The 24,788-nt window shown below is 69.5% G+C and carries 31 protein-coding genes; 14 read left to right on the top strand and 17 right to left on the bottom strand.

Translation table 11 applies throughout. The annotated features are described in order from the left end of the window. Positions 1-41 precede the first annotated feature (41 nt). A complete protein-coding gene (locus GV015_RS00310) occupies positions 42-1,307 on the top strand; it encodes a sensor histidine kinase (protein WP_159875771.1) in 1,266 nt (421 codons plus the stop codon). Then, complete coding sequence (locus GV015_RS00305; RefSeq protein ID WP_159875769.1) at positions 1,300-1,956, top strand: response regulator transcription factor; 657 nt, start codon at positions 1,300-1,302, stop codon at positions 1,954-1,956. The genes GV015_RS00310 and GV015_RS00305 overlap by 8 nt, the downstream gene beginning before the upstream one ends. A 161-nt stretch (positions 1,957-2,117) precedes the next feature. Here the strand turns inward: GV015_RS00305 and GV015_RS00300 are convergent, their stop codons facing one another. The 7 genes from GV015_RS00300 to GV015_RS00270 all read right to left on the bottom strand — a co-directional run bounded on the left by GV015_RS00300 (position 2,118) and on the right by GV015_RS00270 (position 8,437). After that, a complete protein-coding gene (locus GV015_RS00300; protein ID WP_159875767.1) occupies positions 2,118-3,485 on the bottom strand; it encodes a deoxyribodipyrimidine photo-lyase in 1,368 nt (455 codons plus the stop codon). A 440-nt stretch (positions 3,486-3,925) separates the two neighbouring features. Further along, positions 3,926-4,486 carry a methylated-DNA--[protein]-cysteine S-methyltransferase gene (locus GV015_RS00295; protein WP_159875765.1) on the bottom strand — a complete coding sequence of 187 codons (561 nt, stop codon included), beginning with the start codon at positions 4,484-4,486 and terminating at the stop codon, positions 3,926-3,928. Next, positions 4,483-5,985: a DNA-3-methyladenine glycosylase 2 gene (locus GV015_RS00290; RefSeq protein ID WP_236555261.1), complete on the bottom strand. Its 1,503-nt coding sequence runs from the start codon at positions 5,983-5,985 to the stop codon at positions 4,483-4,485. Before GV015_RS00290 ends, GV015_RS00295 begins: the two co-directional genes overlap by 4 nt. A gap of 89 nt (positions 5,986-6,074) precedes the next feature. Continuing rightward, positions 6,075-6,506 (bottom strand): MarR family winged helix-turn-helix transcriptional regulator, encoded by a 432-nt coding sequence (locus tag GV015_RS00285; RefSeq protein WP_085513978.1) that lies wholly within the window; start codon positions 6,504-6,506, stop codon positions 6,075-6,077. Positions 6,507-6,886: 380 nt separating this feature from the next. Further along, positions 6,887-7,255, bottom strand: coding sequence for a hypothetical protein (locus GV015_RS00280; RefSeq protein WP_159875763.1), 369 nt, complete (start codon positions 7,253-7,255; stop codon positions 6,887-6,889). Continuing rightward, on the bottom strand, positions 7,248-7,865 hold the full coding sequence (locus tag GV015_RS00275; RefSeq protein ID WP_159875761.1) for an Asp23/Gls24 family envelope stress response protein: 618 nt from the start codon (positions 7,863-7,865) through the stop codon (positions 7,248-7,250). The genes GV015_RS00280 and GV015_RS00275 overlap by 8 nt, the downstream gene beginning before the upstream one ends. Beyond that, positions 7,862-8,437 (bottom strand): RNA polymerase sigma factor, encoded by a 576-nt coding sequence (locus GV015_RS00270; protein WP_236555260.1) that lies wholly within the window; start codon positions 8,435-8,437, stop codon positions 7,862-7,864. Before GV015_RS00270 ends, GV015_RS00275 begins: the two co-directional genes overlap by 4 nt. 175 nt (positions 8,438-8,612) lie before the next feature. On the opposite strand from GV015_RS00270, the gene GV015_RS00265 reads away from it, so the two are divergent. Further along, entirely contained in the window at positions 8,613-9,887 is a 1,275-nt protein-coding gene (locus GV015_RS00265; protein ID WP_079706627.1) for an AI-2E family transporter, read from the top strand. Continuing rightward, the gene (locus GV015_RS00260; protein ID WP_159875759.1) at positions 9,887-10,894 is read left to right on the top strand and encodes a DMT family transporter; all 1,008 of its coding nucleotides are present in this window, start codon (positions 9,887-9,889) and stop codon (positions 10,892-10,894) included. Before GV015_RS00265 ends, GV015_RS00260 begins: the two co-directional genes overlap by 1 nt. A gap of 81 nt (positions 10,895-10,975) precedes the next feature. On the opposite strand, the gene GV015_RS00255 is transcribed toward GV015_RS00260, so the two are convergent. Both GV015_RS00255 and upp read right to left on the bottom strand, forming a co-directional pair. Then, a complete protein-coding gene (locus tag GV015_RS00255) occupies positions 10,976-11,683 on the bottom strand; it encodes a winged helix-turn-helix domain-containing protein (RefSeq protein ID WP_079706629.1) in 708 nt (235 codons plus the stop codon). A 502-nt stretch (positions 11,684-12,185) separates the two neighbouring features. After that, positions 12,186-12,818 (bottom strand): uracil phosphoribosyltransferase, encoded by a 633-nt coding sequence (gene upp / locus GV015_RS00250; RefSeq protein ID WP_079706630.1) that lies wholly within the window; start codon positions 12,816-12,818, stop codon positions 12,186-12,188. 51 nt (positions 12,819-12,869) lie between these two features. Here upp and tadA point away from each other — a divergent pair, with 51 nt between their 5' ends. The 3 genes from tadA (at position 12,870) to proC (ending at position 15,536) form a co-directional block, all read left to right on the top strand. Beyond that, on the top strand, positions 12,870-13,346 hold the full coding sequence (tadA, locus tag GV015_RS00245; RefSeq protein WP_236555258.1) for a tRNA adenosine(34) deaminase TadA: 477 nt from the start codon (positions 12,870-12,872) through the stop codon (positions 13,344-13,346). A 111-nt stretch (positions 13,347-13,457) separates the two neighbouring features. Then, on the top strand, positions 13,458-14,645 hold the full coding sequence (locus GV015_RS00240) for a MarP family serine protease (RefSeq protein ID WP_159875757.1): 1,188 nt from the start codon (positions 13,458-13,460) through the stop codon (positions 14,643-14,645). 48 nt (positions 14,646-14,693) lie between these two features. After that, complete coding sequence (gene proC, locus GV015_RS00235; RefSeq protein WP_159875755.1) at positions 14,694-15,536, top strand: pyrroline-5-carboxylate reductase; 843 nt, start codon at positions 14,694-14,696, stop codon at positions 15,534-15,536. 16 nt (positions 15,537-15,552) lie between these two features. On the opposite strand, the gene GV015_RS00230 is transcribed toward proC, so the two are convergent. After that, positions 15,553-16,056 (bottom strand): N-acetyltransferase, encoded by a 504-nt coding sequence (locus GV015_RS00230; protein ID WP_159875753.1) that lies wholly within the window; start codon positions 16,054-16,056, stop codon positions 15,553-15,555. After that, complete coding sequence (locus GV015_RS00225) at positions 16,053-16,652, bottom strand: TetR/AcrR family transcriptional regulator (protein WP_159875751.1); 600 nt, start codon at positions 16,650-16,652, stop codon at positions 16,053-16,055. The genes GV015_RS00230 and GV015_RS00225 overlap by 4 nt, the downstream gene beginning before the upstream one ends. A 63-nt stretch (positions 16,653-16,715) precedes the next feature. Here GV015_RS00225 and GV015_RS00220 point away from each other — a divergent pair, with 63 nt between their 5' ends. Beyond that, on the top strand, positions 16,716-17,174 hold the full coding sequence (locus GV015_RS00220) for a GNAT family N-acetyltransferase (RefSeq protein WP_159875749.1): 459 nt from the start codon (positions 16,716-16,718) through the stop codon (positions 17,172-17,174). Positions 17,175-17,181: 7 nt separating this feature from the next. Here the strand turns inward: GV015_RS00220 and GV015_RS00215 are convergent, their stop codons facing one another. Together GV015_RS00215 and GV015_RS00210 are read right to left on the bottom strand one after the other, a co-directional pair. After that, the gene (locus tag GV015_RS00215) at positions 17,182-17,853 is read right to left on the bottom strand and encodes a TrkA family potassium uptake protein (RefSeq protein WP_056013885.1); all 672 of its coding nucleotides are present in this window, start codon (positions 17,851-17,853) and stop codon (positions 17,182-17,184) included. Then, the gene (locus GV015_RS00210; RefSeq protein ID WP_079706637.1) at positions 17,846-19,288 is read right to left on the bottom strand and encodes a TrkH family potassium uptake protein; all 1,443 of its coding nucleotides are present in this window, start codon (positions 19,286-19,288) and stop codon (positions 17,846-17,848) included. The genes GV015_RS00215 and GV015_RS00210 overlap by 8 nt, the downstream gene beginning before the upstream one ends. Before the next feature lie 72 nt (positions 19,289-19,360). Here GV015_RS00210 and GV015_RS00205 point away from each other — a divergent pair, with 72 nt between their 5' ends. The 4 genes from GV015_RS00205 (at position 19,361) to GV015_RS00190 (ending at position 20,879) form a co-directional block, all read left to right on the top strand. Then, positions 19,361-19,765, top strand: coding sequence for a helix-turn-helix transcriptional regulator (locus GV015_RS00205; protein WP_064294613.1), 405 nt, complete (start codon positions 19,361-19,363; stop codon positions 19,763-19,765). Between the two features lie 126 nt (positions 19,766-19,891). Next, entirely contained in the window at positions 19,892-20,086 is a 195-nt protein-coding gene (locus GV015_RS00200) for a helix-turn-helix domain-containing protein (RefSeq protein WP_079706638.1), read from the top strand. A 139-nt stretch (positions 20,087-20,225) separates the two neighbouring features. Beyond that, a complete protein-coding gene (locus GV015_RS00195; protein WP_003792170.1) occupies positions 20,226-20,324 on the top strand; it encodes a 30S ribosomal protein bS22 in 99 nt (32 codons plus the stop codon). A 246-nt stretch (positions 20,325-20,570) separates the two neighbouring features. After that, complete coding sequence (locus tag GV015_RS00190; protein WP_079706639.1) at positions 20,571-20,879, top strand: hypothetical protein; 309 nt, start codon at positions 20,571-20,573, stop codon at positions 20,877-20,879. Between the two features lie 42 nt (positions 20,880-20,921). Here the strand turns inward: GV015_RS00190 and GV015_RS00185 are convergent, their stop codons facing one another. Then, positions 20,922-21,221 carry a helix-turn-helix domain-containing protein gene (locus GV015_RS00185; RefSeq protein WP_064294610.1) on the bottom strand — a complete coding sequence of 100 codons (300 nt, stop codon included), beginning with the start codon at positions 21,219-21,221 and terminating at the stop codon, positions 20,922-20,924. Positions 21,222-21,413: 192 nt separating this feature from the next. Between GV015_RS00185 and GV015_RS00180 the strand changes: the two genes are divergently transcribed. Together GV015_RS00180 and GV015_RS00175 are read left to right on the top strand one after the other, a co-directional pair. Then, positions 21,414-21,674: a glutaredoxin family protein gene (locus tag GV015_RS00180; RefSeq protein ID WP_159875747.1), complete on the top strand. Its 261-nt coding sequence runs from the start codon at positions 21,414-21,416 to the stop codon at positions 21,672-21,674. Positions 21,675-21,714: 40 nt separating this feature from the next. Further along, complete coding sequence (locus GV015_RS00175; protein WP_079706641.1) at positions 21,715-22,023, top strand: Dabb family protein; 309 nt, start codon at positions 21,715-21,717, stop codon at positions 22,021-22,023. Between the two features lie 18 nt (positions 22,024-22,041). Here the strand turns inward: GV015_RS00175 and GV015_RS00170 are convergent, their stop codons facing one another. The 3 genes from GV015_RS00170 to aspS all read right to left on the bottom strand — a co-directional run bounded on the left by GV015_RS00170 (position 22,042) and on the right by aspS (position 24,719). Then, positions 22,042-22,818 carry a putative protein N(5)-glutamine methyltransferase gene (locus GV015_RS00170; protein ID WP_159875745.1) on the bottom strand — a complete coding sequence of 259 codons (777 nt, stop codon included), beginning with the start codon at positions 22,816-22,818 and terminating at the stop codon, positions 22,042-22,044. An 89-nt stretch (positions 22,819-22,907) separates the two neighbouring features. Further along, positions 22,908-23,360 (bottom strand): flavodoxin domain-containing protein, encoded by a 453-nt coding sequence (locus GV015_RS00165; protein WP_159875743.1) that lies wholly within the window; start codon positions 23,358-23,360, stop codon positions 22,908-22,910. Between the two features lie 18 nt (positions 23,361-23,378). Next, positions 23,379-24,719, bottom strand: a complete 1,341-nt coding sequence (aspS, locus tag GV015_RS00160; protein WP_085514014.1) for an aspartate--tRNA(Asn) ligase — start codon at positions 24,717-24,719, stop codon at positions 23,379-23,381. Positions 24,720-24,788: the final 69 nt, after the last annotated feature.

Here is a 24,788-nt window from a genome sequence, read left to right as displayed (position 1 = left end):
CTGATGATTCGCGAGGACGATCCCCGCCGTACGCTGGGCGGATGAAGCACTCGGCACTCAGCCCCGTGTTCACCGGCCTGCAGCTCGGCCTCCACGGCCTCGTCACCGCACTCATCGTGCTCGTGATCGCGCGATCCGTCTCGGTCGGTGGCCAAGCGGGCCTCGCGGCGATCGTCCTCGCGGTCGTCATGCTGCTCACCTACGCCGCTGGCGCGATCCTCGGCGGTCGGGTCCGCCGTGCGGTGGCCGTCAGCGGCACCACCGATCGCGACGCTGCTCCTGTCGGCGTGCGTCGAGGTCGGGTGTCCGTCCTCGTCTGGCTGGTGCTGCTCAGCGTCGAGTGGGTGGTCCTCGTGCTCCTCAGCCCGGATGCCGCCTACCTGGTCTTCCCGTTGTTCTTCCTCTATCTGCACCTCCTCCCCAGGGCCGTCGCGGTGCCCGCCGTCGTGACCGCCACCATCGCCGCGGTGGTGGCGATCGGTCTGCACGCCGGCTTCAGCGTCGGGGGAGTCGTCGGCCCGCTCGTCGGTGCGGCCGTGGCCGTCGCGATCGGACTCGGCTACGAGGCGCTGGCCCGGGAGGCGGCCGAGCGGGAGCGACTCATCGCCGAGCTCGTCGCAGCACGCGAGGAACTCGCCGAGCGCGGTCGGCAGGCGGGCAAGCTGGCGGAGCGCGAGCGCCTCGCCGCCGACCTCCACGACACGGTCGCCCAGGCCCTGTCGAGCATCCAACTGCTCCTGCACGCGGCCGAGCGCTCGGCCGTCGAGCAGCCCGGCACCGAGCAGCTGCGTTCGCACATCGGTCTGGCGCGGGACGCCGCGGCGACGGCCCTCGCCGAGACGCGCAGCCTCATCGACGAGCTGAGCCCGCCGGCGTTGGTCGGCGCGACGATCGCGGACGCGCTCGGTCGGCTCGCCGAGACGACGACCGCCCAGAGCGGCACGCCGGTCTCCACGACGGTCACCGGCGATGCGTTCGTCCTCGGCACGCCGGTGACGACCGCGCTCCTCAGGACCGCGCAGAGCAGTCTCGCGAACGTCGTCCGGCATGCCGGAGCGAGCCGGGCGGACGTCACCCTCACCTACCTCGACGAGGAGGTCATCCTCGACATCGACGACGACGGGGTGGGGTTCGATGCGGCGAGCGTCGCCGAGCGCACTGCGGGCGGTTCGTTCGGCATGATGTCCATGCGCCGTCGCATCACCGAACTGGGTGGCGAGGTCGAGGTGCGCAGCGCGCCGGGCGCCGGCACGACCATCACCGTGCGGTTCGCAGCACCAGGAGCGGAGGGGGACGTCCATGCGTGACGATGCGACGGATGCCGGGGAGCCGCCGGTCATCCGGGTCGTGGTGGCGGACGACCACCCGATCGTCCGAGCCGGACTCCTCGCGGTGCTCGCGCCGATCGCCGACATCGAGGTGGTCGGGACCGCGTCGACCGCAGCCGAGGCCGTCGCCGCCGCACCCGGCGCCGACCTCGTCCTCATGGACCTGAGCTTCGGCGACGGTCCGACGGGGATCGATGCGACGAGGGAGATCGCGTCGCTGCCGGGCGGTCCGTCGGTCCTCGTGCTGACGAACTACGACTCCGACGCCGACATCCTCGGGGCGATCGAAGCCGGAGCCGCGGGGTATCTGTTGAAGGACGCCGCCCCGGAGGACCTCATCGACGGCATCCGCTCGGCGGCCGGCGGGAATTCGGTGCTCGGGCCGGCCGTGGCGACCCGGCTGGTCGCTCGGGTGAGCGCACCGCAACAGGCGCTGAGCGCGCGGGAGATCGAGGTGCTCGCGCGGGCGGCCGAGGGCCTCACCAACCTCGAGATCGCCGGGCGACTGCACGTCGGGGAGACGACGGTGAAGTCGCACCTCGCGCACATCTACACGAAGCTCGACGTGTCGAACCGCTCGGCGGCGATCGCCGCGGCCCAGCGTGCCGGTCTCTTCCGCACCCGCTGAGCGCCATCTCGGTAACTGAGCGTCCACCCCGGTCCCTGAGCGTCCACCCCGGTCCCTGAGCTTGTCGAAGGGTCGACTGACTCACGGTCCGATCCACGCGGTCCCTGAGCCCCACCCCGGTCCCTGAGCCTGTCGAAGGGTCGAAGAACGACGGCCCGGAGCTACGCCCCCTTGACCTGCTCGTACGCCGCGAGCGCAGCCTGTCTCGTCTCGCCGAGGTCGACGATCGGCTCGGGGTAGTCGGGCGTGCCGAACTCGGGCACCCACCGCTTGATGTACGCGTCGTCGGCGTCGAAGCGTTCGCGCTGCCGTTCCGGGTTGAAGATCCGGAAGTAGGGCGAGGCGTCGAAGCCGCTGCCGGCCACCCACTGCCAGTTGAAGGGGTTGGACGCCGGGTCGGCGTCGACGAGCGTGTCCCAGAACCAGTCCTCGCCGAGCTTCCAGTGGATGAGCAGGTTCTTGGTGAGGAACGATGCCGTCACCATCCGGATCCGGTTGTGCATGGTGCCCGTCGCCCAGAGCTCCCGCATGCCGGCGTCGACGAGCGGGATCCCGGTCCTCCCGGCGGTCCAGGCGTCGAAGGCGTCCTGGTCGACGTCCGGCCACGGGAACCGGTCGAAGGCCTGACGCCAGTTGCGCGTCGCGAGGTCCGGGAAAGCGAAGAGGCAGTGGTAGGCGAACTCGCGCCAGCCGAGTTCTTTGAGGAAGGTGGCGCCGTCGTCGCCGAGGTGCCGCCGGCCGTCGCGGGCGGCGTGCCAGATCTGCGGCGAGCTGATCTCGCCGAAGCGGAGGTGCGGGGAGAGCCCGGAGGTCGACGGCTGGGCCGGGAAGTCGCGGTCCTCCGCGTAGCCCGTGACGCCGTCGTCGAGGAACTCGGCGAGCCGCGCGTCGGCGCCGGCCTCACCGGGCGTCCACTGCTCCCGGAGTCCGGCCGCCCAGTCCGGCTTCGTCGGGAGCAGGTTCCAGGAGCCGAGCTCGTCGCCCGAGGGCGGTTCGGCCATGGCGGTCATTGCGGTCGGCGCGGGGAGGGGGTGTCTCGGCGGGTTCGCCGCGTGCCGCTGCAGCGAGGCCTTCCAGAACGGGGTGAACACCGAATACGGCTGCCCCTGTCCGGTGACGATCTCCCACGGCTCAGCGAGGAGGTTCGCGGCGAAGCTGCGCGCGTCGAGCCCGGCATCCTTCAGCTCCGACTTGATCCCGGCGTCGATCTCCCGCTCGGCCGCGCCGTAGCGACGGTTCCACAGGACGGCGCCGGCACCGATCGAGCGGGCGAGTTCGGGCACGATGGTCGCCGCACTCCCGGATCGGAGGAGCAGCGTGCCGCCGAGACCGCGGATGTCGTCGCCGAGCGCCTCGAGGCTGTGGTGCAACCACCAGCGGGACGCGCCGCCGAGCGGTCGCAGTTCTTCACTGTCGTCGAGGACGAACAGGCAGAGGATCGGCGCGCCGAACTCGACTGCTGCGTGCAGCGCGGGGTTGTCGGCCAGGCGGAGGTCGTCGCGGAACCATACGATCGTCGGGGCAGCCATCCCGTCAGCCTACGCGGACGATCCGTCTGCTCCGCAGGGTTGACCGGACCCGCCCGTTCCGGTCATTGAACTCTTCCGGTCACTGAGCCCTCTTCCGGTCACTGAGCTTGTCGAAGTGCCCGCGGGGAGGCGCCGCCCTTCGACAGGCTCAGGGACCGTGGATGGGTGCCCGCGTGCTCCGGTGTCTCCTCTTTCGGTCACTGTGCCATCTTCCGGTCACTGTGCCACCTCCCGGTCACTGTGCCATCCTCGGTCACTGAGCTTGTCGAAGTGCCCACGGGGAAGCCCCGCCCTTCGACAGGCTCAGGGACCGTGGATGGTTGCTCAGGGACCGTGGATGGTTGCTCAGGGACCGTGGATGGTTGCTCGGGGACCGTGGATAAGTGCTCAGGGTCCGTGGATGGGTGCTCAGGGACCGTGTTCCCTGTTCCCGGGTGCGCTCAGCTCAGCGCGGCCTCGCGGTCGAGCAACGACCGCTTGACGTCGAGTCCCCACGCGAACCCACCGAGCGTCCCGTCGGTCCGGAGGACACGGTGGCACGGGACGAACAGGGCGGGCGCGTTCGTCGCGCAGGCGCTCGCCGCAGCGCGGACCGCCGACGGCCGACCGCTCGCCGCGGCGAACTCCGTGTACGTCACCGGGTGTCCTGCGGCGATCGTCCGCAGCACCGTCCAGGCGTGCGTGCGGAACGGGCCACCGAACTGGGCGACCGGTACGAGGTCGATTGCCGCCAGGTCGTCGTCGTAGTACGCCCGGACGGCGTCCATCGCCGCGATCGTCCCCGCCACGGTCTCGCCGGGGCGGTCGGCTGGCCTGATCCGTTCGAGCATGACGCCGATGTCGTCGGACCAGCCTGAGGAGAGCACCGCTCCGTCCTCCCGCGCGAGGATTGTGAAGGGGCCGTCCGGAGTGTCGACGGTCTGGCTGGTCGCGGTGAGCTGCGCGCCGGACGCCCGGCCGTCACCGCGGCGGGCGCTCGTGCTGGAGATGATGGTGGTCATGCTGCTGGACCTTTCTCGAGGGCTGATGGTGCGGCGGTCGGTGCCGGTGCGGAGGCCGCCTTCCACAGGTGGAGGCAGAGGTAGGAGCGCCACGGTGCGAAGGCGTCCGCTTCCGCGGTGAGGGAGCGGGCGTCGGACGGCAAGCCGAGCCGGCCGGCACCCGTGCGGACGGCGACGTCGCCGGGCAGGAAGGCGTCGGGGTTGCCGAGCACCCGCATGCTGACGTAGTCGGCCGTCCAGGGGCCGATCCCCTTCATGGCGAGCAGGCGCGTCCGGAGCTCGTCGCGGTCGTCGCCGAAGCCGATCGTGAGTTCACCGGACACGAGTGCCCGCGCGACGCCGAGCAGGCTGTCGATCCGCGCTCGGGGCCCGACGAGTGCGGCCTCCCCGCCGTTCGCGATCTGCGTCGCCGTCGGGAAGAGCCGGTGCAGTCCGTGTCGTTCGGGGACCGTCGTGCTCACCTCGTCCGCGAGACGGCGGAGCTGGGTGCGCGCCGCGGCCACGGTGATCTGCTGGCCGACCATCGCCCGGACCAGCATCTCCTCCGGATCGACCGCCCCGGGGAGTCGGATGCCGGGTGTGGCCGCGACCGAGGCGGCGAGACGCGGGTCCGTCGCGAGGACGGCGTCGGCCGACGTCGGGTCGGCGTCGAGGTCGAAGAGTCGACGGACCCGCGAGACGAGCACCGGCAGGTCGGCGAGGTCCGTCACCTCTGCAGTGAGTCGGAGGTCGTCGCCGAGCTGTCGCACCTCGAACCACGCCGTGCCGCCGGGGAGGGCGAGGAGCCGGGCGTAGTGGTCGGGCCCCGCGAGCTCGACGCCGTCCACCGCCCGTGGTGCGAGCCAGGCGAAGACGCCCGCTGCGTCGAACGGGCGGCGGAACGGCAGGGACAGGGTGATCGAGCCGGAGGCGTGTTCGCCGACCGTCCGGTGTTTCGCGCGCAGCTCACCGGGGGTGAGCTCGAACACCTCCCGCATCGTGTCGTTGAACTGCCGGATGCTCGAGAACCCGGCGGCGAAGGCGATGTCACCGAAGGGGAGGTCGGTGCCGGTCAGCAGCTGTCGAGCACCCTGCGCGCGGTGGGCCCGCGCCAGGGCGAGTGGACCCGCGCCCAGCTCGGCGCTGAGGATCCGCGTCAGATGCCGGCTCGAGTACCCGAGGCGCGAGGCGAGTCCGGGGACGCCCTCCCGTTCGACGACGCCGTCGGCGATGAGGCGCATGCTGCGCGCGGCGACGTCGTTGCCGAGGTTCCAGGCGGGCGTGCCCGGGACCGCTTCAGGAAGGCACCGCTTGCATGCGCGGAAACCGGCCTCGTGCGCCGCGGCGCTCGTCGCGTAGAAGGTGACGTTCTCCGGCTTCGGGGTTCGAGCCGGGCAGGACGGCCGGCAGTAGATCCCCGTGGAGCTCACGGCCGTGATGAACTGCCCGTCGAAGCGCTGGTCGCGGGCTTGGATCGCGCGGTAGCGTTCGGCGAAGTCCATGCTCCGGGTGTCGTCCATGATCCGAGTCTGACATGCGCCACCGGGTTCGACGAGCGGAAATCGGACACGACAGTGGGGGCCGTGCGCGCCGGATCAGTCGGCGCGGCTCACGCTCCGCGGAGCTTGTCGCTGAGCGCCGCGAGGGTCGCCATCTCCTGTGGGCTGAGCGACGTGGTCACGCGTTCGGCGATCGTCGCACCGTGGGCGATGGCGACCGCGCGGTAGACGTCGTAGCCCGCGTCGGTCATGCGGACGAGGGTGCCGCGGCCGTCGTCCGGGTCGGGGCACTTGCCGACCAGTCCGCGCGCGACGAGTCGATCGACCAGGCGACTGATGCTCGGCTGCGAGAGCAGCACGCTCGAGTTGAGGTCGCGCAGACGGATGCGACGATCGGGCTCCCGCGACATCGTGTGCAGGACGTCGTACTCGTTGAGGGAGATGCCGTGGCTCGGGAAGTCGTGCGAGATGTGGCGCATCACGTCGACCTGCGCGCGGAACAGTGACTCCCACGCAGCGATCGCGAGTCGCCTCTCGTCCATACCTGCTCCCGCTGCCGTCCGACGATCCACCACCTGAATCTATCCTGGACGGCCGTCGAGCGGTGCGTCGAGGTGGGGTGGTTGCGCTCCGTATCGTCTCCGGACATGACGAGAGCCGGTCGCAGAGGCTACGACCGGCTCTCTTTCCCTTGCACCAAGAGTGTCCTGCAATCACATTCCGTCAGCTGCCACAGCAAAACAACTAACGTTCCAAAACCATATAACGGATCGGTAACGAGCGGTAGTTATCAGAACGTTATTTTTGCTGGGAGTTGTCCGAGTGCGCTACCGGAGCGGAGCGCGAGCGCATGACGACCGCCTGAAAGCCGGACGGAAGCCGATCCGCGCTCCTGTCGCGGCGCGGAACTCCTGCCGTCGTGTCAGTCCTGGGAGCCGCTCGGGACGACGTCGATCACGCGGACGGTGATGGACGGTGCACCCTCGCCGGTGGACGAGGGGAGCCGCTCCGCGATGGAGCGGTGGACCGCCTGCGCGACGGCAGGGGAGGCCGCCTCAGCTGCCACGGAGATGTTGGCGTGGACGGTCAGGACGCCTCGGACGCGCTTGACGCTCACCCGTGCCTGCTGGTCGGGCGAGCCGAGCAGTGCGCCGACACCCTCCTTCGCGGCCCGGAGCAGTGTGGGCTCGACGGCGGTCAACCCGTCGACGCCCGGTATCGCCAGGATCACGTCGTCCAGCGAGCTCGCGAGCGCTCCGAGGTCGTCGTCCGTCTCCGTCAGGTCATGCATCGTCCCCCACCTCTCCGATCTCGTCGGCCTCGAAGTGCAGGTCGTCGACGACGATGTCGAGTCCTGCCACGACGAGGTCCGTGTGTTGCCGGAGGCTGGCGGCGACCTCCTCGCGGAACAACGCAACCGTGTCGGCGACTGACTTCCCCCAACCGATGCTCACCGTGACGTGGAGCATGATCGGTTCACCGACCACGGTGACGTCGCCCTCGAGCACGCAGCGACCCACGAGCACGCCGGGCGTGCGGTCGCCGGCACCGCGGACCAACCCGCGGACCGTGCCCTCCGTGATGACGAGCGCCGCGTCGTCGTCGGACGCGGCGAACGGGATGTCGCGTCCGGCCTTCGCCTCACGGCCGATGTTCTCCATGATCCCGCGGATCCAGTCCTGGTCGAGTGCGGTGACCGCCGCTTCGTCCGCCTCCCGCAATGGCGTGGCGAGCGAGCGGACCCGTCGCAGGGACCGGAGGATCCGCTGGCATTCGGGCGAGTCGTCGATCGACGGGTCAGCCGGCAGCATGTCGCGTTCGAGGTAGTCCGTGAGGGCGTCGATGCCGTGCGCGCAACCGCCCGGTTCGCCCGGTCCGGAGCCCGGAATTTCGGTGTTCATCGCCACCCCTCCATGTCCTTGACCAGTGTCGCCCGAGCCCGTGCAAGACTCCCTCGGACGCTGGCGACGCTCTGCCCCAGCTGTTCGGCGATCTCCTCGTACGAGTATCCGCCGATCTCGCGGAGCACCCAAGCCTGGTGCTGTCCGTGCGGCAGTCTGTCGAGCGCTGCTGACAGAGCTCCCAGCTGCGACGATGCTTCGGCTCGCCGCTCGGGACCGTCGCGCTCCGGGGCCTCGATGATGGCGTCGTCGGTCGACTCGGTGTCCTTACGCTGCCGCATGAGGTCGATCGCCCGGCGGCTGACGATGCGCATCAGCCAGCTCTTCACCATCGCGCCGTCCTCGAGCGTGTCGATCCGCTTCCAGGCCGAGATGAGCGCCTCCTGGACGACGTCGTCGCCGTCCGCCGAGGATCGCGTGAGTCGCACGGCGTACGCCTTCATCATCCTGCCGTAGCGCGTGATGAGCACCTGGAACGCGCGGGTGTCGCCGTCGACGCACCGTTCGACGAGGGTCCGGTCGGTCGCCTGCTCGAGGAGGCCACCCGACGTGCGCACTGGATCGACACCCACCGCCTGCCGCCTCTCTGTGCCGGCCGAGACAACTTCCGGCGGTTTCGTCACACCCGACCGTGACATCTGCGAGCCGGGCTCCGTCTCACTACTGTAGGCACAGAGCGGCGATCCATGTGAACGCCCCAGCACCACGATCGCACCACGATCGCATCACCACCGAGGAGACCGCACGATGAAGACCCCCAAACTCCGGTTGCCCGGGTTCTCCTCCACCCCGGAGGAGCGCGAGGCCAGGCGCGCCAAGCACCAGGAGGCCAAGCAGGAGCGCGCGGCGAAGGCTGCAGCCTCCTCACCGCCGTCGGCCGCCGTGGTCGCGGCCCTCCAGCCCTCGGCTCCGAGCGTGCGCATCAACGCGTTCCGCATCGGCCTCGTCGGCGGTATCGGCGTGCTCGTCGCGCTCGTGATCGGCAGCATCGTCACGCAGCTCAGCACCACGCTCATCTACGTCGGCGTCGCACTGTTCATCGCGCTCGGCCTGGACCCGCTCGTCTCCTGGCTCGAGCAGAAGCTGCCGCGCGGCCTCGCCATCGCCGTCGTCTTCCTCGCCGTGATCGGCGCGTTCGTCGGCATCATCTTCGCCATCGTGCCGCTGCTCGTGACGCAGATCTCCAACTTCGTGAGCGATTACCCCCGGATCTCGCAGCAGTTCCTGAACAGCGACTTCGTCGCGTGGGTCCAGAACACGATCGGGAACACCCTCGACATCGACTCGGCGCTCAACGACGCGTTCTCCTTCCTCAAGGACCCCAACAACCTGTTGAACATCGGTGGCGGCATCGTCGCGGTCGGTGCGGGCGTCGCATCGGGCATCACCGGCTCGATCATCGTCCTCATCCTGACCCTGTACTTCCTCGCGTCGCTGCGCTCGATGAAGGCCGTCACGTACCGCTTCCTCCCCGCCTACCGCCGCGAGGGCTTCGCGCAGGTGCTCGAGGAGATCACGCAGGCCGTCGGACGCTACGTCGTCGGACAGGTCGGGCTCGCGCTCGTCAACGGTGTGCTGAGCTTCATCTTCCTCAGCATCATCGGAGCGCCCTTCCCGCCGCTGCTCGCCCTGCTGGCGTTCATCGGCTCGATGATCCCGCTCGTCGGCACGCTGAGCGCCTCGATCGTGAACAGCGCGCTCTGCCTCTTCGTCTCCCCGGTCACCGCGCTCATCGCGATCATCTACTACCTGATCTACATGCAGATCGAGGCGTACGTCCTGAGCCCGCGCATCATGAACAAGGCGGTCGCCGTCCCCGGCGCCCTCGTCGTCATCGCGGCCTTCGGTGGCGGTGCCCTCGGCGGCATCCTCGGCGCCCTCGTCGCGATTCCGGTCGCCGCGTCGATCATCATCATCGTGCAGAAGGTCGTCTTCCCGAGCCAGGACTCCAAGGTGGTCCCGGAGAACAAACTCGGTGACGCCGAGACGGCGGCCGTCGGCACGAGCGCGGCGGCGAAGTGATGGCGGCGACGTCGTTCCCGGTCCTCGCGGCCGGCGCCCTGCTGCTGTCGGGTACGGTCGGCATCGTCGCGCAGTCCGCTCGGGCGGCGGTCGATCTCGACATCCCGACGATCAGCGTGACGCCGTACCAGGCGATCGGCATCCCGATCGCCCTCGTCGGCGCCTTCTTCCTGGCGGTGGGGACCCAGCTCCAGTCCCGGGGCGTCGGGAAGGTCGAGGCGGCCTCGTCGGCGTTCGGGCTGAAGCAGCTCCCGCAGCTGCTCGGTCGCCCGTCCTGGCTCATCGGCACCCTGCTGCTCGGCCTGGCCATCGTCTTCCAGCTCGTCGCGCTGGCCTTCGCGCCGCTCATCGTCGTGCAGCCGCTCGGGGCGATCGCCCTCGTGATCACGGCACTGTTGAACGCCAGGGTCACCCGGGTCAAGATCACCAAGGAGCAGACCCGCGCGATGGTGCTGTGCGTCGCCGGTATCGGCCTCTTCGTGATCGTCGCCGCGCTCTACGCGGTGGAGGAGCCGATCCGTCAGCCGCAGCTCATCATCATCCTCATCATGCTGACCGTGGTGACCCTCGCCCTCGCGGGTGCCTATGCCCTGTGGCGCCGGAAGCTGCACACGGTGTTCTACGTGGTCGCGGCAGGCGTCCTGTACGGCTTCGTCGTGACCCTCGCGAAGGTCGTCATCAACCGGGTCATCACGCAGAACTTCGAGGGTCTCACCGTCGTCGGCATCATCGCATTGCTCGTCGCCGCCGGGGTGGGCGGGTTCTTCGTCCAGAAGGCCCACCAGAGCGGACAGCCAGACCTGGTGGTCGCGGGCCTCACTGTCGTCGACCCACTCGTCGCCGTCGGCATCGGCATCGTCGTGCTCGGTGAGGCGGCCAGCGCGCCCTGGTTCGCGCTCGTGCTCTTCGTCGTCGCCGGCGCGATCGCCGTCTTCGGCGTGTGGAAGCTCGCGATGCGTCCGGTCCCGGCACCGGGCGAGAAGCCGAAGAAGCCGCGCGTCATCTGACGGAGGACGTCCGACGGGCCCGGCGAGTGGAACACCCACTCACCGGGCCCGTCGTCTCGTCGGTGGGGCCGCCGAACCGGCTTAGAACAGGTCGGGCGACGGGGTGCTGGCGTAGCGGATGGAGACGTCCGCGTGGCGGTCGAAGCGGTAGCCGACACCGCGCACGGTACGGACGATGTCCTCGTAGCGGCCGAGCTTGGCGCGCAGGCGACGCACGTGGACGTCGATGGTCCGCTCGTTCGGGACCTCTTCGTCGTCGCCGGCACGCCACAGCGAGGAGATGAGCTCCGCGCGCTCGATCGTGCGTCCCTCGCGGAGGACGAGGTATTGGAGGAGCTCGAACTCCTTGTACGTGAGCGGCGCAGCCTCGTTGTCGAGGACGAGGCGCTTCCGGGAGATGTCGACGACGACACCGGCGTGGGCGCGGTCCTGCTCCTCCTCATCGACCTCGTCGCGGTGGGCCGCGAGTGCCGAGGGGTCCTGGAGGGCGAGCCGGACCACGTCGAGGTCGCGTCCGCCGGCACCGCGGGGGGCGAGGGCGACGGCCGCGTGCGTCTCGGCCTCCGGGGCGAACTGGGCCGTCAGGGCCTTGATGGCCTCGACGATCTCACCGAGGCTCGTGCCGGCGGCCGCCGCCTTCGCCTCGTCGAGACCGACGTAGAGGACGAAGCCTCGGGCTTCAGGGCCGGCCGGAACGGCGCGGACGTGCGGGGTCGCGGCCCGAGGTGCGTCCTCGACGGCGGTGAGCTGGCGGGTGGGGCGGGTGGTCTGAACGGCTGCAAGAGACATGAGTGCGAGGTCCTCGGGAGTGATGATGCTACGACGGATCGTGCGCGGTGCGCTCGGGGTGATCCCGCCTGCCGGTGGGCAGTTGCGGTCCCGCGATCCGGGAAGTGGCGCGTCGGCCGGGTACGGACGGGGTACGTCCGGGAGTCGGCTCACCTGATGGGGGAGCGGCGGACTCGGAGGTGCTGGGAGCAGTGGAGCGGATCCGTGTGGATCGCTACCGGTGCTGGAGGAGTCGGATCAGCGACACATTCGACAGCACATGACAGCGCGGCCGGGCATCATCATGCCGGCGTTCCCAGGGGCCTCGAAGGAGGTCGGGGTGGGCGCGTTGGTCGTCATAGTCCGCAATACAACAGGAATCCCCCGGATCCTGTCAAGTGCGAGCGGAAGATGACGTTCTGTTACTCGGGGATTGTCAGCTGGCGGCACAACTGAGATGAGGCGGATCGTCGTCCATCGCGGGGATGGACGACGATCCGCCTCATGTCGGCGGGAGCAGGGGTCAGACGACGCCGTAGAGGCGGTCGCCGGCGTCGCCGAGCCCGGGGACGATGTACCCGTTCTCGTCGAGCTTCTCGTCGAGGGCGCCCAGGACGATGGTGACGTCCTTGCCGGCCGTCTCGGCCTCGAGGCGCTCGAGACCCTCGGGGGCGGCGAGCAGGCAGATGGCGGTGACGTGCATCGCGCCACGCTTGAAGAGGAAGTCGATGGCCGCCGCGAGCGAGCCACCGGTCGCGAGCATCGGGTCGAGCACGAAGCACTGGCGGTCGGACAGGTCGTCGGGGAGACGCTCCGCGTACGTGGTGGGTTCGAGGGTCTCCTCGTTGCGCACCATGCCGAGGAAGCCGACCTCGGCGGTGGGGAGCAGCTTCACCATGCCCTCGAGCATGCCGAGGCCGGCCCGCAGGATCGGGACCACGAGCGGACGCGGCTCGCTGATCTTGACCCCGACCGTCTCGGTGACGGGCGTCTGGATCGTGATCTCCTCGACCGTGACGCCGCGTGTCGCCTCGTAGGCGAGCAGCGTGACGAGCTCCTCGGTGAGGGCACGGAACACCGGCGACGGTGTCGTCTTGTCGCGGAGCACCGTGAGCTTGTGGGTGATGAGGGGGTGGTCGGCTACGTGCACTCGCATACGATCAATCTAGTCGCTCGCGCGGCGACCAGGATTTCGGGGAGATGACGGATGCACGCACCGGCCGAGTTCGCCGCGTGGATGAACCTCGCCATCGCCGAGGCCGAGGCGGCCCTGGCCAGCGACGACGTCCCGGTGGGCGCGGTGCTCGTCGCCCCGGACGGCACGGTCGTCTCCGTCGGACGCAACGAGCGCGAGCTGCACACCGATCCGACCGCCCACGCCGAGGTGGTCGCCATCCGCGCCGCAGCGGCCGCGCTGGCCGACTGGCACCTCACGGAGCTGACGCTCGTCGTCACGCTCGAACCCTGCGTCATGTGCGCCGGCGCGATCCTCGCCGCCCGGATCCCGCGGGTCGTCTTCGGGGCCTGGGACGAGAAGGCCGGTGCGGTCGGTTCCGTCTACGACGTCCTGCGCGACCGGCGCCTGCAGCACCGTGTCGAGGTCTACGCGGGTGTGGAGGCCGAGCGCTGCTCGGCGCTCCTCACCGACTTCTTCCGGGGCGCGGGCGGCGTCGGCGCCCCCTGAGGCCGCACACGGCCCCGGACATCCCCGCGCCTCAATCGGATCGCTGACCGGATGCGGCTGCTCCCAGCACTTCCGGAGCCCGTTGTCGGCGGGTGATGGCAGGATCGCAGGATGCAACCCGGCGTGATCCTCGACATCATCCTCGTCGTCGTCCTGATCGGCTTCCTGATCCGCGGGTGGCGTGCGGGGCTCCTCGGGAGCCTCGGCGGGCTCGTCGGGCTGGCGGCCGGTGGGGTCGGCGCCTTCTTCGCGATCCCGCTCGTCGCCTCGTGGGTGTCGGATGCGGCCTGGCGTGGCTGGGCGGCGGTCGCGGCGGCGGTGGTCGTCCTCGCCGTCGGCTACACGATCGGTGCGTTCATCGGCGGGGCCATCGGCTCCGTCGTCCGCAAGACCCCCCTGCGCGGTCTGGAACGCCTGCTCGGTGCCGCCCTCAACCTCGTCGTCACCGCGCTCGTCCTCGTGACCGCGGCACTCGGTGTCGGCTCCCTCGGTATCCCGCTGCTCGCCCAGGCGGTCGGGTCGTCCGCGGTGATCGGCACGATCGACCGCGTCACGCCCGTGCAGGTGAAGAGCACGCTCGCGCAGCTTCGCTCCACGGTGGTCGACGGTGGGGCCCAACGCGTCATCGAGGCCTTCGGCGGAACCGCGGACGTACCCGCCGCCCCGCAGCTCGACACCTCGACGCCGGCGCTGCAGACGGCCTCCGCGTCCGTGGTCCGCATCAGCGGCACGGCCGAGTCCTGCTCGCGGAGCCTCACCGGAAGCGGCTTCGTCTTCGCCGACGACCTGGTCATGACGAACGCGCACGTCCTCGCCGGCGTGACGAACCCGGTCGTCGAGGTCCCAGGGGCCATGCCCAGGGAAGGACGGATCGTCTACTTCGACCCGGTCGACGACCTCGCCGTCATCCGCGTCGACGACCTCGGCGCCCGATCGCTGCCGCTCGCACCGAACCCGGCGCCCGGTTCGAACGCCGTCGTCGCCGGGTATCCGTTCGGTGGCCCGTACACGGCCGGTGGCGCGCAGGTCATCGTGGTGGGGCCGAGCCTCGTCGCCGACATCGGTGGAAACAACCCGACGAGCCGTCAGGTCGTGACGCTGTCCGGGACGGTGCAGCCGGGCAACTCCGGTGGCCCGCTCCTCACCGAGTCCGGTGAGGTGGCCGGGGTGATCTTCGCCCGCGACGCGAACTCCGCGCCGGTCGGGTACGCGCTCGCGATGGACGAGGTCCTGCCCGTCGTCGCGCTCGCCGGGTCGCTGCAGTCCGCGGTCCCGTCGGGCGCCTGCCTCGCCGACTGATCCGGCCGGGCAGGTGCCGCCGAGCATGCAGGTGCCTAGACTCTCAGGGTGAGTGAAACGATCAGCCTGCCCAGCATCGCCATCCTCGGAGCCGGTTCGATGGGAGGGGCCGTCCTGCGCGGTCTCGTCCAGCCGGGTGTCGAGGTCGACGGTGGCATCACGGTGACGAACCGGACCATCGCCAAGGCAGAAGCTCTCGCCGAGCTGCCAGGCGTCACCTCGATCGCCCTCGAGCAGGACGCCGACGGCAATCGTCGCGCGGCAGCCGCGGCGAAGATCGTCCTGATCGGCGTGAAGCCCTACCTGGTCGCCGACCTCCTCGCCGAGATCGCCGACGCGTTGCAGCCGGGCACGATCGTCGTGAGCCTTGCGGCCGGCATCCGCGGTGCGGCCTTCGAGGCCGCCCTGCCGGAGTCGGTGTCGGTCCTCCGCTCCATGCCGAACACCCCGTCCTACGTCGGGCTCGGCGTCACCGGGCTCGCGCAGGGTACCCGGTCGAGCGAGGACGACCTCGCCGTCGTCACCGCGCTCTTCGAGACCGTCGGCGAAGTGGTCGTCATCCCCGAATCGAAGATCGACGCCCTCAGCGCCATCTCCGGTTCCGGTCCGGCGTACGTCTACTATTTCATCGAGGAACTGACCCGCACGGCGATCGGCCTCGGGTTCTCCCCCGAGCAAGCGTCCGTGATGGTCAACGGAACCTTCCGCGGCGCGACGGAACTCCTCGCGACGACGGGGGAGAGCGCCGAGCAGCTGCGGATCAACGTCACGAGCCCCAAGGGGACGACGGAGCAGGCGCTCGCCGTGCTCGCCGAGGCGGGCTTCAGCGAGACGTTCGACCGCGCCGCGGCAGCCGCCATCGCACGCGCCGAGGAGCTGTCGGCGTCCTGACCCGACGGCGGCCGGATCAGTCGAAGGACCGCACGAAGCAGTCGAGGCCGGGTCTGTCGTCCCAGGAAGCGACCGCCACGAAGCCGGACCGCCGGTAGAGCGCGATCGCGGCGGATCGCCAATGCCACACGGAGAGACGCACGGTGTCGTCACCCCGCAGTCGCGAGACGGTCGTCGCGGCCTCGAGCAGGGTTGCGGCCACGCCCCGGCGACGAGCGTCGGGGTCGACCCAGAGTCGCTTGAGCTCCGGCGACGGGCCGTCCGTCAGGACGACGCAGCCGAGCACCCGGTCGTCCTCGACGGCCAGGAGGATCTCCTCGGAGGCGAAGGCGGTGCCCGGGTCGGCGATCTCGACCCGGTAGCGGTCGGGGAGGGCGATCGTCGGAGTGGGCTCGTCCAAACCCGGCGCTCGGCCGAGGAGTTTCTCATGCTCGGTCCAGCGGTGGTACTCCTCGAGGAGCTCGGCGAATCGCTCGCGACGATGAGCCGGAGCATCCGCCCACCGTTCCACGACGATCACGCGTGGCTCGTCTCGTCGAGCCCGAGGACGAGCAGCAGTCGGTCCAGCGCGGCGAGCTGGGCCGCGGCGTCGTAGTGGTCGTCGTCGGCCGTGCTCAGGGTGCTGACGCCCTCGATGAATCCGACGACGACGGTGGCCGTCGCGGCGACCTCGGCCTCGGTGAGCTCGGGGCGGATCTCGGCCACGAGGCGGCGGGTGCGCGCGACGAACACGCCATGACCCGCACGGTGCCGTTCGGCCAGCACCTCGTCGTCGAGCGCCGCCGCGAGGTAGCCGAGCCAGACCCGGGCCTCCTGGCGCGTCTCGTCGGTGAGGGACAGGGCCTGCCGGAGGACGGCGCGCAGAGCGTCACGCGGGGTCTCGGCTGCGGCTTCGATCGCCTCGGTCCGCGCCGCCGTCCGTTCGTGGAGCAGGTCGCGAGCGTGCAGCAGGAGCGCGCGCTTGTCGGGGAAGCGATGCAGGACGAGGCCCGTCGTGCACCCGGCCCGCTCCGCGACCGCGCGGAGGGTCAACCCGTGCGGGCCGTGCTCGCCCAGGACCTCCCAGACCGCGTGCGAGATCCGCGCCTGGGCCGCTGGGTCCTTGGTTCTTGCCATGTCGTGATCACCTCGGAACCGATGTTACCGTAATGCTTGTTACGGAATGACTGGAGGACACGCATGACGATCAGGATCGGCCGGGTGGCCTGGGACGACGAGGCGGGAACCGCGCTGCGGGCCGCCCAACGCCGCGAACTCGATGCGCGGTACGGAAGCGACGATCACGAACCCGGGACACCGCCGACCGCAGCCGACATCACGCTCTTCCTGCTCGCCAGCGACGTCGACGACACCCCGCTCGGCTGCGGCGGCCTGCGGATGCTCGGCGCGGACCGGGCTGAGATCAAACGCATGTTCGTCGTACAGCAGGCCCGGGGGACCGGCGTCGCCACCGCGCTCCTGCGGGCACTGGAGGACGAAGCGCGGTCGCTCGGTCTTGCAGAGCTCCTCCTCGAGACCGGCACGGAGCAGCCGGACGCGATGCGCTTCTACGAGCGCGAGGGGTACCAACCGATCGAGGCGTTCGGGCCGTACGTCGACGAGCCGCAGTCGCGCTGCTACGCGCGCAGCCTCACCTGAGGAGGCTTCAGCCCTCGAGTGAGGCGAAGCGTTCGATGTCGGCCGACGTGCCGGAGACGATGATGAGGTCGTGGTTCGACACGACGGTGTCGGCGGTCGCGTACGTGAAGGGCTTCCCCGGTGACTTCACCCCGACGACCGTGATCCGGTACTTCGTCCGGACGCCCGACTCCGTCAGGTTCAGCCCGCGGATGGGCTTCGGCGGGTACATCTTGACGAGCGCGAAGTCGTCGTCGAACTGGATGAAGTCGAGCATGCGGCCCGACACGAGGTGGGCGACGCGTTCGCCGGCCTCGCGCTCGGGGTAGATGACGTGGCTCGCCCCCACCCGGGCGAGGATCTTGCCGTGCGACTGCGAGACGGCCTTGGCCCAGATCTGCGGGATCTTGAGGTCGACGAGGTTGGCGGTGATGAGCACGCTCGCCTCGATGGAGGATCCGACCGCGACGACCGCGACGGAGAAGTCCTGCGCGCCGATCTGCCGGAGCGCCTCGATGTTCTTCGCGTCGGCCTGCACGGTGTGGGTGACCCGGTCGGACCACTTCTGCACGAGGTCGGAGTTGTCGTCGATCGCGAGCACCTCGCGGTCGAGTCGGTCGAGTTCGCCGGCGCAGGCCGCACCGAACCGACCGAGTCCGATGACGAGGACCGGGGCGTCGTGCTTGATGCGGTCAACCAACGATGGGCCTCTCTTCGGGTCGTTTGAACAGCTGGCCGCTCTGACTCGCGGCCACGGCTGCAGCGAGTGTCACTGTACCAACGCGGCCCAGGAACATGGTGACGGCGAGGACGTACACCCCGGCGTCGGGCAGGTCCGCGACGAGGCCGGTGCTCAGCCCGACCGTCGCGAAGGCGGAGATGACGTCGAACAGCACGTGGTCGAGCGGGGCCTTCGTCATCTGCAGGATGACGATCGTCGACAGGGCGACGATCGTCGCACCCCAGAGGACGACGCTCACCGCGACGCGGAGCACGTCCTGCGGGATCCGGCGGCGGAAGACCTCCACGCCCTCGCGGCCGCGGGCCTCGGCGAACGCCGCCAGGAACAGGACGGCGAGCGTCGTGACCTTGATCCCGCCGGCGGTCGAGGCGGAACCACCGCCGATGAACATGAGCATGTCGGCGACGAGCAGGGTCGAGCCGTTGAGGTCGCCGATGTCCACGGTGGAGAAGCCGCCCGACCGCGTCATGGCCGACAGGAAGAACCCCTGGAAGATCGTGTCCCAGAGGTTCCACTTGTTCCAGGTCTCGGGGTTGTTGAACTCGAGCAGGATGAAGGCGAGCGCCCCGGCGAAGAACAGGATGATCGTCGTGACGAGCGTGAGCTTGACGTGCAGCGACCAGCGGCTCGGCCGACGGAAGTTGCGGCTCAGTGCGTAGATGACCGGGAAGCCGATGCTGCCGAGGAAGACCCCGAGCATGAGGATGCTGAGGAACCAGTAGTCGTTCTCGAAGGCCGCGAGCCCCTCGGCGTTCGGCGTGAAGCCGGTGTTGGTGAAGGCCATGGCCGCGTAGTAGACGCTGTTCCAGGCGGCGTCCCAGGGGTTGATGCCGTCGAGCAGCATGCGAGGGAAGAGCAGGACCGCCAGGGCCGCCTCGATCACGAGGGCGCTGACGGCGACGGTGACGAGCAGGTTGCCGATCTCCCCGAGGCGGACCGCCTGACCCTCGGCGACGGGGCCGTGGTGCGACCGCAGGGGGTTCGTGTCGCTCGCCGCCATGAGCTTCTGGCGGAGCCCGAGTCGTCGGGCGATCACGAACCCGAGGATCGAGGCCAGGGTCAGGACGCCGAGCGCGCCGATCTGGACGCCGATGAACACGAGCACGTGACCGAAGAGCGACCAGTGCGTGGCCATGTCGACGGTCGAGAGCCCGGTGACGCAGATGACGGAGACGGCGGTGAAGAGGGCGTCGGCGATCGGGGTCACCTGGCGGTCGGCGCTCGCGATGGGGAGCGAGAACAGCATCGTGAAGACGAAGATCAGGAAGCTGAACACGAGGATGGCGAACCGCGAGGTCGACTTCGCGGCGAAGTCGCTGACGGCCTCCCTGACCCTCGCGAGGCCGTGACGGACGGTGATCGAGGGACGACGCCCCATGGCATTGCCGCTCATCTGACCCCTCAACACCTCAGGACTGCGCCGGAGGCAATGGTACTCCGTGCGCTCCATCACTATCGTTGGAGCATGGCCGACATTTTCGACGTGATCGCTGACACCACCAGGCGGGACATCCTCGCGCTGCTGCTCGAACGGCACGGTGGCACCGGGACGAGCGTCTCCGAGATCGTCGCGCAGCTCGGCCTCAGTCAGCCGACGGTGTCCAAGCACCTCAAGGTCCTGCGCGAAGCAGAGCTCGTGGAGGTGCGCGAGGAGGGCCAGCACCGCTACTACAGCCTGGACTCGGCGCCGCTCGAGGACGTGGAGGACTGGCTGATCCCGTTCCTCAGCGTCGACTACCAGGACGACGGTGTCGATTTCGCGGCGCTGTCACTCCCGGACCAGGCCAAGGCGGTCGCCGGATCGGTCGGCAAGGTCGCTGCGGACGTGACCCACGCGGTGCAGTCGGTCACGAAGAAGCTCCGCCCGTAGCCCGGCCCCCATACCGTTCACACAGGGGATGTACAGGGCGGGCGTCGGCCCTCTAGAGTTGCCATGCGGCGTTCCGGTCCTCGGGGCGCCGTTCAAGCGGGTTTCCAGAGGCGCAGGAGGGGTTCGATGACGCAGGACACTGCCGACGTCCGCTTCCTCACCGTGGCCGAAGTCGCCGAGATGATGCGGGTGTCCAAGATGACCGTGTATCGCTTGGTGCATTCGGGGGAGCTCCCGGCCATCCGGTTCGGGAAGTCGTTCCGAGTGCCGGAGACCGCCGTCGACGCCGTCCGGCAGCGCCCGGTCGCCGACGTCGGCTGAGGCGTTTCCCGCTCCTAGCAGCCTGCAGGCGTACGGCGTGTGAACGACGCGCGCTGCAATCGGCTAGACTGGCAACAAGACTTGTTCTCTTCGGTCGCGATCCCTGCGGCCAAGCCCCCCAATTCTGTGAGGTAAATCCGTGGGTTCTGTTATCAAGAAGCGCCGCAAGCGTATGGCGAAGAAGAAGCACCGCAAGCTGCTTCGCAAGACCCGTCACCAGCGCCGCAACAAGAAGTAGCCGGCTGCTCCGTTCGGAGCGCCTGACGACTCTTCGTCCACCGGAAGCGCCTGCCCATTGGGGTACGGCGCTTTCTGGCGTTGTCGAGGTGATCGTCTCGTTGGTCGGTCAGAGCGTGTGGTCTCCGCGGGTCGAGCGGCGTCGAGGTTCCTCCACAGGCGAGGCCGGACGGGACTGATCCACAGCGCGTCGCGGCACGCGGTCCGTCGCCCCGAGATCGTCGGCGGTCCTTCGTAGGTTCTTCGCATGACCCGCGATCTCCCGCCAACCGTCCACCGCAACCGACGCGAGCTCGCGTACCGGGTGCCGTTCGTCGTCGAACGAGACGACGCACCTCGCTATCGACTCCGGAACGTCGGTGACGAAGCCGTCCACTGGGTCGTGCTGCGCCTGATCGGACCTGGACTCCTCGCTCCACTGGAACCGTGTCGCCTGACGCCGGGGAGCGCCCTGGAATTCGAGGTGTTGGGCACCGAGCTGGCCCGCGCGACCAGCGTGCAGGTGTCCTGGTTCCGTCCCGGTGGCCACCAGTACCTCTGGCGGGTCACCTTCTGATGGACGCCGGCGGGTGGAGGGGAGTGGTCTCCGGCGGGCGGGTCAGCGTTCCTGGTCGCGGCGAGCGGCCAGCAGATCGCGTGCCGTCAGCTTGTGCGCCCGCCCCGGGTACATGTCGGCGTTGAGGCCCGTGATGAACGGGGCCGGGTCGAGGTCGAGCGCGGTACTCAGTCTGACGAGCGTCTCCACGCTCGGGTGCACCTGCCCTCGCTCGATCTTGCCGATGTTCGTCCAGTGCATCCCGGCCAGCACGCCCAGGTCCTCGAGGGTCAGCTGTCGCTCGTTGCGGGCGGCACGCAGCCGCTCGCCGAGGATCGTCGCGGCTTCCGAATGTGTAGGCATCACACAATGACAACGGACCTCGACCGGCGCATGCCAGAGTGTTTGAGCCCGGTGAATTCGACACGCATGGTTCTCAGCCCTGGGTTCAACGGCATCATCATTCAGGCATCGTGCCAGATGTCTCGGTGAAACACCACACGTGTCGGTTCCGTGGAGGTGCTCCGACCTCGGGCACCCCGTACAGTTGAGGAGGTGTCCACTCTGCACGTCACGCTCATCGGCAAGCCCGGCTGTCACCTCTGCGACGACGCCCGCGACGTGATCGACGAGGTGGTCGCAGGCCTCCCGTCCGACGGCCCGACGATCGAACGCGAGGAGCTCTCGATCCTCGACGATCCCGCGCTCCACGACCGCCACTGGGAGGAGATCCCCGTCGTCCTCATCGACGGCAAGGTCCACAACTACTGGCGCATCGACCCCGACCGCCTGCGGTCCGCGTTGCTCGCCGACTGATCCGCACGTCCATCCATCCACATCGACCCTTGGGGGCCCAGTGACCATCCGCCACATCGTCAGTTGGAAGCTGGCAGCAACGGACGACGCCGAGCGCGACGCGGCGTTCGCCACCATGCAGTCCGAACTCGAGGCACTCGCCGGGTTCATGCCGGACGACATCGAGCACCTCCAGGTCGGACGCAACATCGCCTACCCCGAGAGCAACTGGGACGTCGTGCTGGTCGGCGACTACCCGAGCCTCGAAGCCCTGGAGCGCTACCAGGTCCACCCGGAGCACGTCCGCGTGGTGCAGATCGTCCGTCAGCTCGTGGTCGAGCGCTCCGCGGTCGACTTCCAGCTCGACTGAGCCCGGCACCCGCAGGGCTCAGGCCATGACGCCGACGGCGACGGTGCCGTCGAGCTCGTCGTCGCGGACGATCGACGCCGTGAGGCCCGCCGCCCGCATGAGCGCGGCGGTCTCGGGGGCCTGACGTTCGCTCGTCTCGATCAGGAGGGAACCGGTCGGCGCGAGCCAGTCCGGGGCCTGCGCGATGATCCGACGCTGCACGTCGAGCCCGTCGGCACCGCCGTCGAGCGCGATCACGGCCTCGTGCTCCCGAGCCTCCGGTGGCATCGTCGCCATCGACGCCGTCGGGACGTAGGGGGCGTTCGCGAGCAGGAGGTCGACGCGACCCGCGAGCGACCGGGGCAGCCCGTCGAACAGGTCTCCGGGCAGGGCATGCCCACCGAGTGGCTCGAGATTGCGCCGTGCGCACTCCACCGCGGCGAGGTCGATGTCCGACGCCCAGACGTCGATGGGGCCGGGTGCCTCGGTGAGGAGGGCACTCCCGACAGCCGCGGCACCGCAGCAGAGCTCGACGACCACCGAACCGTTCCGGAGGCGCGGGAGGGCGGCGTCGACCAGGAGCTCGGTCCGTCGCCGCGGCACGAAGACCCCGTCCTCGACGACGACCCGGCGTCCTCGGAACGCGACCCAGCCGAGGACGTGTTCGAGCGGCCGGCCGGCGACCCGTGCCGCGACCATCCGTTCGAGTCGATCCGGATCATCCGACTCGGCGAGGAGCAGCGCCGCCTCGTCCTCGGCGAAGACGCACCCCGCCGCACGAAGGCGCAGGACCACGGATTCGGCGGTCGCGTTCATCTGGCTCACCCCTCGCTCACGTGCGAGGACGCCGCACGGCCGGTGCGAGTCACGCTACCGTCGCGTCCTGGCACGCACCAGGGCGGAGGTCAGAGCTGTTGTGCTGCGGCGAGCACGCCGGGCAGCCAGGCGAGCGCGACGTCCTTCTTCCGCTCGAACCCGCCGTCGTCGTGTAGACCGAACTCACCGAAGCGGGTCGCGCCGTGCTCGGTGAGGATGGCGTCGAGCAGCGAGCTGCCCTGGTTGTACGTGTCCTCGTAGCTGCTGTCGCCCAGCCCGAAGATGGCGTACCGGAGCCCGTCGAGCTCGACGTCGGACTCCTCGAGCGCCTCGTAGAAGATCTGGCCGGTCTCACCGAGGAGGCCGTCGCCGTACGTCGACGTGATGAAGATGTGGATCTCGTCGGTCGACAACTCGGCGGGGTCGACGTCGCCGAGGTCGACGACGCGCCACTGGTGCTGAGAGCCGATGGCCTTGCCGAGGTCGCCGGCGAGGCGTTCGGCGTTGCCGGATTCGGTCCCGTACAGGATGACGATCTGCATGGCGTCCTTCTTGCGGGGTTACGGGGCGAGGCGGGTCGGGCCGCGGAACAGGTAGGTGACCTCGCGGATGGAGGTCTCGTGCAGCATGAGCATGAGCACGCGGGCGAGGCCCATGCCGAAGCCGCCGTGCGCCGGGACGCCGTAGCGGAAGAAGTCGAGGTAGAACTCGAGCTCCTCGGGCTCCAGGCCCTTCTCCTTGGCCTGCTCGACGAGGACGTCGACGCGGTGCTCGCGCTGCGCGCCCGTGGAGATCTCGACGCCGTTGTAGATGAGGTCGTAGCTGTTGGTGAGCGAGCCGTCCTCGGCGTTGCGCATGTGGTAGAACGGCCGGATGCTCGACGCGTAGTCGGTCAGGAAGACGAAGTCGTGACCGAAGGTCTCCTTGACGTAGGCCGCGATCTGACGCTCGCCCTCGGGGTCCATGTCGTCGTCGGCGCGCGGGATCTCGTAGCCGCGCTCGGCGACGATGCGCTTGGCCTCGGCGAGCGGGATGCGCGGGAACGGACGCGACGGGACCTCGAGCTCGATGCCGAAGAGCTCGGAGATCTGCTCGCCGTGCTTGTCCTTGACCGCCGTGAAGCCGGCGACGAGGAGCTCCTCGTGCAGCTGCATGACGTCCTCGTGGGACTCGATCCAGCTGATCTCGGCGTCGACGCTCGTGAATTCGGTCGCGTGTCGGCTGGTGAACGACGGGTCGGCGCGGAATGCGGGTCCGACCTCGAACACCTTGCCGAAGCCGGCGGACTGCGCCATCTGCTTGAAGAACTGCGGGGACTGCGCGAGGTACGCCTTGCCCTCGAAGTAGTCGACCTCGAAGAGCTCGGCGCGCGACTCGCTCGCGCTCGCCATGAGCTTCGGGGTGTGGATCTCGATGAAGTCGTTGTCGATCCAGTACTGACGCAGTGCGTGCTCGAACGTCGTCTGAATGCGGAAGATCAGGGCCTGCTTCGGCTGGCGCAGGTCGAGGAAACGCCAGTCGAGCCGCTTGTCGAGCGAGGAGTCCGCAGCGATCGGCGTCTCGGGGTTGGCGGCGGTGACGACCTCGAGCGTGGCGACCTTGACCTCGATGCCGCCGAGCTTGACGCGCTCGTCGTGCTTGAGCTCGCCGGTGACGGTGATGAAGGAGCCGTGCGCGAGGGCGGAGATGGCCTCGGTGGTGGCGAGGCGCTCGGCGGAGCCCTCGACCTCCGGGTCGACCTCGCGGACAGCCGGGTTCACCAGCTGGACGGCGCCGCTCTCGTCGCGGAGGACGACGAACTGCACCTTCTTCTGGTCGCGGACGGTCTCGACCCATCCGGAGACGGTGACGGGACCGTCGGACAGGGCGGCCAGGTTCTTCACAACGACGCGTTCACTCACCCCGACAGCTTAGCCGTCGCTCGTGGCTCGGACCTGGACGGAGGTCACGGTGAATCCGCAGCTTGGGGA

It is taken from the genome of Plantibacter sp. T3 (genome assembly GCF_902506515.1).
Taxonomy (GTDB): Bacteria; Actinomycetota; Actinomycetes; order Actinomycetales; family Microbacteriaceae; genus Plantibacter; species Plantibacter auratus.
The sequence above is the reverse complement of the archived record's forward strand: the minus strand, read 5'-3'. Positions and strand labels throughout refer to the sequence as shown.

Coding starts and splice junctions, on each gene's coding strand:
- GV015_RS00310 (WP_159875771.1), top strand. CDS start 42: ATGAAGCACTCGGCACTCAGCCCCGTGTTCACCGGCCTGCAGCTCGGC.
- GV015_RS00305 (WP_159875769.1), top strand. CDS start 1,300: ATGCGTGACGATGCGACGGATGCCGGGGAGCCGCCGGTCATCCGGGTC.
- GV015_RS00300 (WP_159875767.1), bottom strand. CDS start 3,485: ATGGCTGCCCCGACGATCGTATGGTTCCGCGACGACCTCCGCCTGGCC.
- GV015_RS00295 (WP_159875765.1), bottom strand. CDS start 4,486: ATGACCACCATCATCTCCAGCACGAGCGCCCGCCGCGGTGACGGCCGG.
- GV015_RS00290 (WP_236555261.1), bottom strand. CDS start 5,985: ATGGACGACACCCGGAGCATGGACTTCGCCGAACGCTACCGCGCGATC.
- GV015_RS00285 (WP_085513978.1), bottom strand. CDS start 6,506: ATGGACGAGAGGCGACTCGCGATCGCTGCGTGGGAGTCACTGTTCCGC.
- GV015_RS00280 (WP_159875763.1), bottom strand. CDS start 7,255: ATGCATGACCTGACGGAGACGGACGACGACCTCGGAGCGCTCGCGAGC.
- GV015_RS00275 (WP_159875761.1), bottom strand. CDS start 7,865: ATGAACACCGAAATTCCGGGCTCCGGACCGGGCGAACCGGGCGGTTGC.
- GV015_RS00265 (WP_079706627.1), top strand. CDS start 8,613: ATGAAGACCCCCAAACTCCGGTTGCCCGGGTTCTCCTCCACCCCGGAG.
- GV015_RS00260 (WP_159875759.1), top strand. CDS start 9,887: ATGGCGGCGACGTCGTTCCCGGTCCTCGCGGCCGGCGCCCTGCTGCTG.
- GV015_RS00255 (WP_079706629.1), bottom strand. CDS start 11,683: ATGTCTCTTGCAGCCGTTCAGACCACCCGCCCCACCCGCCAGCTCACC.
- upp (WP_079706630.1), bottom strand. CDS start 12,818: ATGCGAGTGCACGTAGCCGACCACCCCCTCATCACCCACAAGCTCACG.
- tadA (WP_236555258.1), top strand. CDS start 12,870: ATGCACGCACCGGCCGAGTTCGCCGCGTGGATGAACCTCGCCATCGCC.
- GV015_RS00240 (WP_159875757.1), top strand. CDS start 13,458: ATGCAACCCGGCGTGATCCTCGACATCATCCTCGTCGTCGTCCTGATC.
- GV015_RS00225 (WP_159875751.1), bottom strand. CDS start 16,652: ATGGCAAGAACCAAGGACCCAGCGGCCCAGGCGCGGATCTCGCACGCG.
- GV015_RS00220 (WP_159875749.1), top strand. CDS start 16,716: ATGACGATCAGGATCGGCCGGGTGGCCTGGGACGACGAGGCGGGAACC.
- GV015_RS00210 (WP_079706637.1), bottom strand. CDS start 19,288: ATGAGCGGCAATGCCATGGGGCGTCGTCCCTCGATCACCGTCCGTCAC.
- GV015_RS00205 (WP_064294613.1), top strand. CDS start 19,361: ATGGCCGACATTTTCGACGTGATCGCTGACACCACCAGGCGGGACATC.
- GV015_RS00200 (WP_079706638.1), top strand. CDS start 19,892: ATGACGCAGGACACTGCCGACGTCCGCTTCCTCACCGTGGCCGAAGTC.
- GV015_RS00190 (WP_079706639.1), top strand. CDS start 20,571: ATGACCCGCGATCTCCCGCCAACCGTCCACCGCAACCGACGCGAGCTC.
- GV015_RS00185 (WP_064294610.1), bottom strand. CDS start 21,221: ATGCCTACACATTCGGAAGCCGCGACGATCCTCGGCGAGCGGCTGCGT.
- GV015_RS00170 (WP_159875745.1), bottom strand. CDS start 22,818: ATGAACGCGACCGCCGAATCCGTGGTCCTGCGCCTTCGTGCGGCGGGG.
- GV015_RS00165 (WP_159875743.1), bottom strand. CDS start 23,360: ATGCAGATCGTCATCCTGTACGGGACCGAATCCGGCAACGCCGAACGC.